Below are 11,022 nucleotides of genomic sequence, written 5' to 3' on the forward strand. Positions count from 1 at the left end.
AGGTAAAAGTGACCATTTCTTGAATGGGCTTTACTTACAAAAAAGTATTAAACTAACCTACACTGAATTGCGTTGGTTTTTACGATATTTCCTGCTCCTGTCAGAAATAACAATTAGAACATAAACTGCATTTCAATTTTTTGCAAGTACTGCGCAGCTAAAAATTCTCTTGATCGTTTGGTGTAGTTTATCCCCTGCCGGCTATCAATTGCCCATCCACATAGTTCCCGATGCAGATTTTTAAACTCCTCAGTGTCTACGTCCAGGCCAGAGGTTAGCACCAGGAGATCATTAAAGGTATGCCGCAACAAGTAAGGAAAAAGTGATTTAAACATTGTTGGATCTAGCGCTCGGATCCGATCACAAAGGTGAGTAATCCCCCTGTTCGTCATCGGCTTTGGCGACACGTTAGAGTTTAGGAAAAGGTAAGGCGGCGCCTTTGCTGATTCCCTTCCTCGCTGTTTACGCTCAGTCATGATGTAGATGTCCGTCATCTGAGCAATCCTTTCACTGACAGGGATATCCCTCTCGTATGTTTTGACATTTGGCGGGTTAGCTCGCGGATCGAGATTTAGGGTCGTATTTTGTGTCACCCTCAATGCATGACCATACGATTTTCGAATCAACGCATCGGGCCTTAGCGAAAGTAACTCACCTTCCCTGACACCAGTTAGCAACAGTATGTGAACGATAAGCTGGTTACGTAGTTTTACTCTGTCTTGAAATGGATTCTCCGGGTTACCTGGATCGACCCACCACAGTAGTTTATTAACTGCCTCTTCTGTGAGTCCGTAACGCTGGTTCGCATACTTGAGGCCTTGATGCTCTTTCAAGAGTTGACCAAAATGTGTAAGGAATGTATTCAAATTCTTGGAATAAGGATCGCTTCGCTTTCGGGTGCCGGTGAACACATGACCTAGAAACTGGAGGTAACTGATGATCTGATTTGCTCGCTGGCGATAAGTGTCCGCACCCACGAAAGTGTTATGCGCAAGTTCAATAGTCTGAGGAGAGGCGGTTGGTGCATCGGCACGAAGGCGCAGGTACTCTCTGAATGATTCCATCTCAAAGAAATCGAGGAACTCACCACTTTTCATTCGCTCAGTAATGTCGATGTTTCTCTCATATGCCCACAGATGGATCTTCGTAATGGTGCTAGCTAACTTCAATCGATATAAGTGTGAGCGGCCACGAAATCGAATGATGTACATATTGATGTCAATAGGGGGCAACCCTTCTCTGTCACAAACGATAACTTCACGATCACCATGCGACTCAACCTGGATAAGACGAACTGAATAGGCCACAGCAAAACTCCTCGAAAGCCTAACGACTTGACCGAAGTATAGCACCAATATTTATGACGTCATTTTTTGCTAATCGATTGGTTTTATTGTGATTAAAAACGAGTGTTTTTATTTAAAGGGTAGGCGTATGTAGACACTATTCGACAACTTTACCTTTGTCTTTACATTTTAAAGTGTTCGAATTTATTGTAAAAGCATTCAAATTCCCCAAAAGGTAAACAACCCCCTTTTTAGAAGTAAGCCTCTAATTAAAGAGGCTTTTTTCGACTACTTTACACTTTGTCTTTACAAAATAGAAAGTGTTAGGTCAGAACGGGATATCGTCATCAAAGTCAATTGGCGGCTCCATAGGCGGCCGTTGTTGCGGCTGCTGGCCACCCTGCTGCGCTGGCTTCTGATAACCACCTTGTTGCGGGGCAGACTGAGCCGGCGCCTGCTGGTAGCCACCGCCCTGTTGCGGCTGCTGATAACCACCCTGCTGGGCAGGCTGTTGCTGTGGCGCGCGTTGCTGATAACCCCCCTGCTGGCCGCCACCCATGCCGCTACCCTGTTGCTGGCCATCGCCGCGGCCATCGAGCATTTGCAGTTCATTGGCGACAATTTCTGTGGTGTAACGCTCAACGCCGTCTTTGTCGGTCCACTTACGGGTTTTCAGTTTACCTTCAATATACACCTTGCTGCCTTTGCGCAGGTATTCACCGGCAATTTCAGCCAGACGCTGATAAATCACCACCCGGTGCCATTCGGTCTGCTCTTTTTTCTCGTTGGTGTTTTTGTCGGTCCAGCTTTCTGAGGTTGCCAGGGTCATATTGGCGACGGCACCACCCTGTGGCATGTAACGCACTTCCGGGTCGGCGCCCAGATTGCCGATTAAAATAACTTTATTAATTCCACGCGCCATGCGATTTCTCCTGAAAAAATTAGGGTTGGCCTGAACCAACCAATGACCGGGCCTGTGCCAGGTCAAATTGCTGCGAACTGACTTTTAAATAACAGCGTTGTTCGGCCAGTAAAATAGTAACTTCCTGCACGCCACTCAGCTCAGCTAAGCGGCCAGCCATTAAGCTGGCCTCTTGCTCTGATTTAACCTGTACCGCCAGCGACAAGCGTTGAGCCCGGGCAGGCACCCGCATCGTCCGGGCAATAAGCAGCCATATTAAACCAATAGCGGCCATCACAGCAAACACCATTGTATAACTAAAATGCTGTGCGACCAGGCCGCCAATCAGCCCACCGGCGAAGGCCCCGAAAAACTGGCTGCTGGAGTAAATTCCCATGGCGCTGCCGCGCTGTCCGGCCGGTGCTACCCGTGACACCATCGCCGGCAAGCTGGCTTCTAAAAAATTAAAACCGGTAAAAAATAATAATAAGGCAACAACTAACCACCAAAAACCCGTTGCAATAAATGCCAGCAGCATTGCGATGGTCAACAGGCATATTGCCACTAAAAAGTAGCCCTTTTCCTGCTCACGGCGCATGGCGATGATCATCATCGGCACCATCAGCACAAAGGACAGCAGCAGTACCGGTAAATATACCTGCCAGTGCTGATCGGCGCTCAGCTGATACTGGCTTAGCAATACCGGCAAGGCTACAAACATGGCGGTCAGCATTAAATGTAGCAGTAACACGCCGATATCAAGCTGCAGCAGCTGGCGGTGTTTTAACATATTCAGCAAGGTAGCCGGCACGGCCAGCGTTTCGGCCGCCGGTGCTTTACTGACACTTTTCGGTACCAGTAAGGCCACTATTAGCATGGCACAACAGGCCAGCACTGCCGTAAACCAGAATACGCCGCTTAAACCGGCCCACTTGGCCAGTAGCGGCCCTAAAATCATTGCCAACGCAAACGACAAGCCGATACTGGCGCCGATAATCGCCATTACTTTTGGCCGCTGCTCATCCCGGGTTAAATCTGCCGCCAGCGCCAGTACTGCACCGGCAATAGCACCCGCGCCCTGTAAAATACGACCTAACGTAACCAGATAAACGGAATCGGCCAGCGCCGCCACTACCGAGCCCAGCACAAATAACGCCAGACCCAGCAGCATCACTTTATGCCGGCCAATCCGGTCAGACAGCCAGCCAAAAGGTATTTGCAAAATAGCCTGGGTCAGGCCATAGGCACCAATGGCCAGGCCTATCCATAGCGGCGAGTAGCCAGTCAGGTCAGTGCCATACAGCGCAAACACCGGCAGCAACATAAACAGGCCCAGCATCCGGGTAGAGAACACCAGCGCCAGCGCCAGCGCCGCCCGTTTTTCAATAGCGTTCAGTTGATCCATTAATTTTTTGATTAACAGCAGAAATAAGCGCGCAAGTGTAGCACAGAACCGGCATGCTTTAAGCGGATTTAGCCGCTATTGCATAGCATCACGCGATATTTGCTCAAGAGAGCGGCCGCGGGTCTCCTGTAGCAGTTTTTTAACCAGAAAAAAGGCCAGCAAGCCAAAAGCAGCATAGATACCATAAGCCCAGCCCAGGCCGAGGGATGCCAACAACACCGGAAAACTCATGGTAATAGTAAAGTTAGATAACCAGTGCAAAATGCCACATACCGCCAGGGCAGCGCCGCGCAACTGATTGGGAAACATTTCGCCCAACATCACCCATACGATTGGCCCCCAGGTGGTAGCAAAAAAAGCAATATAGCCATTGGCTGCCAGCAGCGCATATACCCCCATATTGCCATCGAGCCGTAAATTGCCAGCCGCAGATAATTCAGCCATGGCGAAAATAGCCGCCAATATCGCCAGCATCACAGCTTGACCCAGTGCGCCGATCATCAATAACTGTTTGCGACCGACTTTATCAACCAGAGCAATAGCCAGCAGTGTAAAGCTGATATTAACTGCGCCACCTATCACATTGACAGCCAGCGCATCTGCTTCATTAAAGCCTGCGGCCTGCCACAACGTAGCGCCATAATAAAACACCACATTAATGCCGGTAAATTGTTGTAGTACCGCCAGCATTATTCCGACCCAGACTATCGGCTGCAATTTACCGTTACGGGTTAACAAGTCCCGCAAAGCGGGCTTGCGCTCGGCTACCAGGGTTGACTGAATATCGGCGACTTTGGCCTCAGCGTTTTCTGCTGGCGCCAGGGTCAGTAACACAGCTGCAGCCTGCTGTGGTTTAGCTGCCGCCACCAGATAACGTGGCGACTCCGGCACCAGCAATAAGCACAGGAAAAACAAACTGGCCGGAATAATTTCGACCCAGAACATCCATTGCCAGGCGTTAAAACCTGCCCAGAGCGGGGCAATAGCACTGCCCGCGGCACCAGCAATGATGTAGTTACTTAAAAACGCAAAAAACAAACCCAGAACTATCATCAGTTGCTGCAGGGAAATTAAGCGGCCGCGCAGCGAAGCCGGCGCAATTTCACCAATATAAGCCGGCACCAGGATACTGGCAGCCCCCACAGCCAGCCCGCCCAGCACCCGGAACAGCACAAACCCGGCTGAGCTGTCAGCAATGCCAGAGCCCCAGGCACTTATTATAAACAACAACGCTGTTATCAGCAGCACCGGCCGGCGGCCAGCTTTGTCGGCGAGCGTGCCGGCGAAAAAAGCCCCAATCGCACAACCAAGCAACATTGACGCGACGTTAAAACCCGTGCCAACCGCAGTAGAGCTGAACGCCAGCTGCAACGCGCCAACAGTGCCGTTAATCACACCGCTATCAAAGCCAAATAAAAAACCGCCAAGGGCGGCGGCAAGCGAAATCAGAGTTACTTTTACCAGGGGTTGGCTATTCATCCGACGCTCTGCTGCAAAACATGATAATTTACTGTAGCAAAGCGAGGGCGATAGCACCATTTAGCTGGCAGTTAATTTACTTTGCTGGCGCAGCAGGCCGACCGACAGTAGCAACAGACTCAGTGGTAACAAGGATAAATAAAACGCTGTCTGGCCATTAAAATTGGCGAAAGTATAACCGGTGACGATAGAGCCGGTGGTACCGCCCAGGGCAGAAAACACCACAATTAAGCCGGTCATTGCAGCATGCTGTATCTTTGGCAGGGCACTTAAAATCACAGAGTTTATCACCGGGTAAATCGGCGCCATAAATAGGCCAATCAATGGAAATAAATAAGCAGCCAGTGGCGCACTGAATAAACTGACATCAGCAGATACCTGCACCTCACGAGTCAGTGGCAACGTCAGCAGAATCAGTGCCGCCATACAAGCCAGACAAATATTTAATAGCCAGTACCAACTTAAATGCCGCAGTACAACTCCGGCCGCCAGCCGGCCCAGTGCCAGGCTGGCGGCGAAAATACTGGTTAACTGCACACTCAACTGATTTGGCAGATTAAGTACTTCGTTATTAAATGTCGGCAACCAGCTGCCAATACCCTGCTCAATTAACACATATAAAAAAGCGGATACCACAAACACAAACACCAGTGGCCGGTATACCAGCTTCAGCATCGCCAGAAAATCGTTCATGGCGTGGCCGGCTTTGGGTAACGCCAGAGTGGGAAAGCGGGTACTGAGCAAGAGCAGTAAATTAAGCGCCGACAGTCCGGCCAGCCACCAGTAAACCTGCAGCCAGCCGGCAGACTGTGGTGCCGCCGGATCCATAAAAGCGGCAAATACCCAGTACCCGCTAAGTACCCCCAACATAAAAAAACCTTCGATAAAATTCAGCAACGAGGCATGTTCGGCGTTGGTGCGGGTAACCACGCCAATGCTGGCATACACCGAGACCTTTACCAGCGCAAAACTGGCCCCCACGGTTAAAAACAGTAATTTGGTGGTAAGAAAAGCCGGGACCAATGGCATCGCCAGACAGGCCAGCGTTACCAGACTCACCCCAATCAGCATGGCATTTTTATAGCCCAGCCGCGGCAGCCATGCGGCAATTAAAAACGACACTATGGCAATAGGAATATCTTTAAAGCCCTCCAGCACACTTGCGGCCTCTTTGCTGATTTGATAAGTGTGGATCACCTGCAGGATCACAGTGCCTACACTGTTTAGCAGGATTGCAAAGACAAAATAGGTAAGCAGTAACGCCAGTTTTATTCTCAGTGTTGCCATGGTTTTATTCTCATTATCAGGCACTGCCTGCAGGCAGTTGCTGGTTTTTCACCCTGTTGTCAGCGACTATACAACGGTTTATTTGCTTATTGCAATCGATTGCAATCATAATTTAAATCCGTGTATAGTGCGTATATCGCGCATAGCTACAAGGAAACCTGATGACATTGCATGCTGATTTAACCCGGGCACTGGGGGTGGCCGAATGGCAGTTGCCTGATGATGGCTTTGCGCCAGAGTTGCATATGCTAAAAGAAACATTGCTCAGTTTGGGCAATGGTTATATTGGTAGCCGCGGCAGTTTCGATGAAGCCCTGCCGGCAGGCATCAACCACTGCGAAGGCACCTACTTAAACGGTGTTTATAGCAGCGAGCCCATTACCTATGGCGAAAGCGCTTATGGTTTTGCCCGCAACAACCACAAAATGCTGCAGGTGGCCAATGGTAAGGTAATGCAACTGATCGTTGACGGTGAAGCGGTTACCATCAGTGGAGCGACCGAACACAGCCGCCAGCTGGATTTGAAAACCGGTGTGTTGCAACGGCAATGGCAGTGGCAGGGCCAGAGTGGTAAACAGCTGCAATTACAAAGCCGGCGCTTTGTTTCTCAGGCCAACCCGCATTTACTGGCTATTGAGCTTTGTATCACCGCCATTAATTTCAGCGGCATTGTGCAGCTAGACAGCTTACTGGATGCGGGTTATCCCGGCTTTCAGAAAAAAGATGATCCGCGGGTCGGCGCAATGTCGATTGCCGATAGTCTGAGCCTGTTGCAGCAGCATAGTGATGATAGCCGGGCGATAATGTTACATCAGGCCCATGGCAGCAACAGTAAAGTTGCCGCCGCTATCAGCCATCAATTGCCGGCCAACGCGAACTGGCTGGGCAACACGGTTACTGAGCAGTATATTGGCCAGCAATTTCAGCTAAACCTGACGGCAGCAGAGCCGCTGACCCTGCATAAACTGGTTGTCTATTGTCATGCTGATGCCGACACGGCTACCGACGCGCTGCACCAGCAGGCAGCCAGTTTGTTGCAACAGGTCACCAGCCAGAGTTTTGCCAGCCATTTGGCCGGGCATCAGCAATACTGGGCAGAGTTCTGGCAACAGGCCGATGTCAGGATTGCCGGCGACAGTGCGTTGCAACAGGGGGTTCGCTTTAACTTATTCAGCCTGGCGCAGGCTGCAGGTCGCAATGGCCAGAGCAATATCGGGGCAAAAGGTTTAACGGGCCCGGGCTATGATGGCCACTATTTCTGGGATACCGAAATTTATGTTGTACCGGTATTGAGCCTGACCCAGCCGGATACGGCCCGTCAGTTGCTGAGCCACCGCTATAGCCAGCTTGATGCAGCACGTCAGCGTGCCCGGCAAATGTCGCATCAGCGCGGCGCCTTGTATCCGTGGCGCACCATAGGCGGTGAAGAATGTTCGGCGTATTTTCCGGCCGGCACCGCGCAGTACCATATTAACGCGGCCATTGCCTACGCCATTCGCTGCTACTATCTGGCTACGGCTGACAGCGACTTTATCCGCCAGATGGGCGCCGAGATGCTGGCTGAAACCAGCCGGCTTTGGCTGCAGCTGGGCTTTTTTAATAAGCGTCATGGCGACCGCTTTGAAATTCATCAGGTAACCGGCCCGGATGAATACACTGCCCTGGTGAACAACAACTTTTATACTAATGCCATGGTGCAATTGCAGCTGGAATTCAGCTTGCAGATTTTCGTGGAATTTCCGGAGTTAGCCATAAAGCTTGGAGTAACCAACACCGAGCTCGCCAGCTGGCAGCGCGCTGCCAGCAACATGTATCTGCCTTTTGATGATGAGCTGGCGGTGCAGGCGCAGGATGACAGTTTCCTGAACAAACAACCCTGGGATTTTGCCAACACCCCAAGCGACAAGTATCCGCTGTTGTTGCACTTTCACCCGCTGGTGATTTACCGCCATCAGGTGCTGAAGCAGGCTGATACCGTACTGGCCAATGTACTGCTGGATAACCGGGTAAGCCCTGAACAAAAAGCACGCGATTTAGCCTACTACGAGCCGCTTACTACTCACGATTCCAGCTTATCGGGCTGTATTCACAGTATTGCCTTTGCCGAAACCGGCAACCCAGAGCAGGCGCAGCGCTTTTTTGGTGACTCTGCCCGGATGGACCTGGATAACCACCACCACAACACCGAAGTTGGGGTGCATATAGCCTGTATGGCAGGCAGTTGGTTGTCGCTGGTAATGGGCTTTGCCGGTTTGCGGGTACGCAGCGACGGTTTGTATTTCCAGCCAAACTTACCGCAAGGCTTGCCTGAACTGGAATTCCGGCTCTGTTATCAGGGCCGGGTGTTAAAAGTCAGGTTAAGCAAACAGCAGGCATATTATCAGTTAATCAGTGGCCAGCCGCTTTCCCTGCATCATGCCGGTAAGCCGTTGCAACTTAGTGTTGATACTCCTTTACAGTGTAAAACGGGGGATTAAGATGACAACAGCAGCTGTGATCTTCGATCTGGATGGCGTTCTGACCGATACCGCCCACTATCATTTTCAGGCCTGGCAGGCATTGGCGCACGAGCTAGGCATTGGCTTTACCGAACAGGACAATGAACAGTTAAAAGGGGTCGATCGCTTAGGGTCGCTACGCTGGATTTTACAAAAAGCCAACCGGCAAGTGAGTACAGAGGAAGAAAGCCGGCTAATGCAGCAGAAAAACCAGCACTATCTGGAGCTGATTGCCGATATGAGCCCGGCTGATTTATTCGCCGGGGTGCAGCCACTATTTGCAGAGCTGCGCCAGAATGGTATTAAAATTGGCCTGGCTTCGGCCAGCAAAAATGCCGCCATGGTGGTAGAACGTTTAGGCATTGCCAGCCAGTTTGATTATATTGCCGATGCCAATGATGTGGTTAACAGCAAGCCCGACCCGGAAGTGTTTTTACTGGCCGCCAGAGGGCTGGGCGTGGCAGCGGAATACTGCGTGGGGGTAGAAGATGCGGTGGCTGGCATAGAAGCAATTAATCGCGCTGGCATGAGAGCCATAGGCATAGGCGAGCCAAAGGTGCTTAACAATGCGCTTAAGGTTTACCCAACAATACAGGCATTAAAGCTGACTGACCTTATGAAACTCTAAAGCAAGTGGCGGTTAGCTTTGCTGACGGGGCGCCACAGAGTGTCTGAGCCCTGCAAGGGCGACAAATTCGTCCGGAACGAATTTGAACAGCTTTAGCTGGCTTGCGTAGGGCAGGACGCCCGAAGTAGTTGCTGTGGTGAGCCCGGCGGCAATGGTACCGCAAGCCACGACTACGTTGCACCCGCCCCAACAGGTATTCCAGTCTTCCGTTGGTTACGGGATAGCTCGTTAGTTGTTAATTCGCAAACTGGATTGTCTGTCGACCAGCTTCACTGGCAACAACTGTGATGCCGCTTTACCGCCGTTAATCCGGTTTAATAATTGTGCCACCAGCAACTGGCCGCCGGCGTGGGTATCCTGCTTTACCGTAGTCAGCGACGGTGTGCAGTAAGCCGACATAGCAATATCATCAAACCCTACTATCGCCACCTGCTGTGGCACTTTGATACCTTGCTCCAATAACGCCTTCATCGCGCCCATGGCGATGGCATCACTGGCTGCAAAAATGCCATCCAAACTCGACAACTGACTAAATAACGCTTGCTGCGTCTGCAAATAGCCGGCCTGAGCGGTAAAATCGGTATTCAGCTGTAGGGCGGGCTCTGGCTGTAAGCCGGCGGCTTGCAAAGCATCCTGATAACCCAGGTAGCGCATTTCAATTTCGGTATGGCGAATATCGCCTAAAAAAGCCACCCGCTTGCAGCCCTGTTTAATTAAGTGCGTCACCGCCAGCTGCGCGCCCTGCCGGTTGTCACTACCAATAACCGGAAACTGCTCGGTACCGGTGGCTGCGCCCCACACCACAAATGGCACCCCGGCTGCAGCAAGCTGATCAACCCGGGCATCATGCTCGCCTTGGCCGATCACGATCAGGCCATCGGCGCGTTTTGAGTCAAAATAGTAACTACGCCAGTCTTTGTCGGTGGTTTTGCTGGTACTAAGCAGCATATCGTAGCCTTTAGCGGTTAACTCATCGGCAATCACCCCCAGAATATCCAGTAAAAAAGGGTCACTGATCGCCTGCTGAGTTTTGGCATCGAATAAAATTATTACGGCAATGGTATGGCTTTTCTGAGTGCGCAAGCTCCGGGCCGTTGCGTTTACTTTAAACTGATGGTCGGCGGCAATTTGCTGCACTTTTTGCCGGGTTTGGGCGTTAATCACCGGGTTGTCGCGCAAAGCGCGTGACGCGGTAGACTCTGACACCCCAGCCATTCTGGCAATATCGGCCAGGGTCATGACTTTTGCCGCTTGTTTCATCGCATACTTCCGTTAAAGATCAGAATTCTGTAGTTCAGAATGGCCAGTAAACTGCACCGTTTTAACGCCCATAATGCCTTAAGCGCCGCAGTGGAGCAACGTCAGCTTAATGTTGAATATAACAAAGCAAATTTTAATGCCAATTATTTCTATGCAATCGTATGCAAAACGCTAAAAGACCTTTTGCAATCGATTGCAATATATCCAAAAGTGGCATATGGTTAGTTTCAGCCGGCACAACATTACAAATACCAGCCAGCGTTTCTATCAACAGGACA

General features: G+C 50.9%; 9 protein-coding genes. 3 read left to right on the forward strand and 6 right to left on the reverse strand.

Annotated elements, in window-relative coordinates; genetic code table 11:
- Positions 1-113: 113 nt before the first annotated feature.
- The 5 genes from R3187_RS06140 to R3187_RS06160 form a co-directional block, all read right to left on the reverse strand.
- Positions 114-1,307, reverse strand: coding sequence for a hypothetical protein (locus R3187_RS06140; RefSeq protein ID WP_213995609.1), 1,194 nt, complete (start codon positions 1,305-1,307; stop codon positions 114-116).
- Positions 1,308-1,614: 307 nt separating this feature from the next.
- On the reverse strand, positions 1,615-2,208 hold the full coding sequence (gene ssb / locus R3187_RS06145; protein WP_318965809.1) for a single-stranded DNA-binding protein: 594 nt from the start codon (positions 2,206-2,208) through the stop codon (positions 1,615-1,617).
- 19 nt (positions 2,209-2,227) lie between these two features.
- A complete protein-coding gene (locus R3187_RS06150; protein WP_318965810.1) occupies positions 2,228-3,592 on the reverse strand; it encodes an MFS transporter in 1,365 nt (454 codons plus the stop codon).
- A gap of 75 nt (positions 3,593-3,667) precedes the next feature.
- The gene (locus R3187_RS06155) at positions 3,668-5,071 is read right to left on the reverse strand and encodes a sugar porter family MFS transporter (protein ID WP_318965811.1); all 1,404 of its coding nucleotides are present in this window, start codon (positions 5,069-5,071) and stop codon (positions 3,668-3,670) included.
- A 60-nt stretch (positions 5,072-5,131) separates the two neighbouring features.
- A complete protein-coding gene (locus R3187_RS06160; protein ID WP_318965812.1) occupies positions 5,132-6,358 on the reverse strand; it encodes an MFS transporter in 1,227 nt (408 codons plus the stop codon).
- Positions 6,359-6,519: 161 nt separating this feature from the next.
- Here R3187_RS06160 and R3187_RS06165 point away from each other — a divergent pair, with 161 nt between their 5' ends.
- Positions 6,520-8,835: a glycoside hydrolase family 65 protein gene (locus R3187_RS06165; RefSeq protein ID WP_318965813.1), complete on the forward strand. Its 2,316-nt coding sequence runs from the start codon at positions 6,520-6,522 to the stop codon at positions 8,833-8,835.
- A gap of 1 nt (position 8,836) precedes the next feature.
- Complete coding sequence (gene pgmB, locus R3187_RS06170; protein ID WP_318965814.1) at positions 8,837-9,484, forward strand: beta-phosphoglucomutase; 648 nt, start codon at positions 8,837-8,839, stop codon at positions 9,482-9,484.
- Between the two features lie 228 nt (positions 9,485-9,712).
- On the opposite strand, the gene R3187_RS06175 is transcribed toward pgmB, so the two are convergent.
- A complete protein-coding gene (locus R3187_RS06175; RefSeq protein WP_318965815.1) occupies positions 9,713-10,744 on the reverse strand; it encodes a LacI family DNA-binding transcriptional regulator in 1,032 nt (343 codons plus the stop codon).
- A 39-nt stretch (positions 10,745-10,783) separates the two neighbouring features.
- Between R3187_RS06175 and R3187_RS06180 the strand changes: the two genes are divergently transcribed.
- Positions 10,784-10,969: a hypothetical protein gene (locus R3187_RS06180; protein WP_318965816.1), complete on the forward strand. Its 186-nt coding sequence runs from the start codon at positions 10,784-10,786 to the stop codon at positions 10,967-10,969.
- Positions 10,970-11,022 lie beyond the last annotated feature (53 nt).

This window comes from Arsukibacterium sp. (genome assembly GCF_033721375.1).
Classification (GTDB): Bacteria; Pseudomonadota; Gammaproteobacteria; order Enterobacterales; family Alteromonadaceae; genus Alishewanella.

What these genes read in the sequence shown, in the direction of transcription:
- ssb (WP_318965809.1), bottom strand. Translation starts at nt 2,208, where the DNA reads ATGGCGCGTGGAATTAATAAAGTTATTTTAATCGGCAATCTGGGCGCC.
- R3187_RS06150 (WP_318965810.1), bottom strand. Translation starts at nt 3,592, where the DNA reads ATGGATCAACTGAACGCTATTGAAAAACGGGCGGCGCTGGCGCTGGCG.
- R3187_RS06155 (WP_318965811.1), bottom strand. Translation starts at nt 5,071, where the DNA reads ATGAATAGCCAACCCCTGGTAAAAGTAACTCTGATTTCGCTTGCCGCC.
- R3187_RS06160 (WP_318965812.1), bottom strand. Translation starts at nt 6,358, where the DNA reads ATGGCAACACTGAGAATAAAACTGGCGTTACTGCTTACCTATTTTGTC.
- R3187_RS06165 (WP_318965813.1), top strand. Translation starts at nt 6,520, where the DNA reads ATGACATTGCATGCTGATTTAACCCGGGCACTGGGGGTGGCCGAATGG.
- pgmB (WP_318965814.1), top strand. Translation starts at nt 8,837, where the DNA reads ATGACAACAGCAGCTGTGATCTTCGATCTGGATGGCGTTCTGACCGAT.
- R3187_RS06175 (WP_318965815.1), bottom strand. Translation starts at nt 10,744, where the DNA reads ATGAAACAAGCGGCAAAAGTCATGACCCTGGCCGATATTGCCAGAATG.
- R3187_RS06180 (WP_318965816.1), top strand. Translation starts at nt 10,784, where the DNA reads ATGGCCAGTAAACTGCACCGTTTTAACGCCCATAATGCCTTAAGCGCC.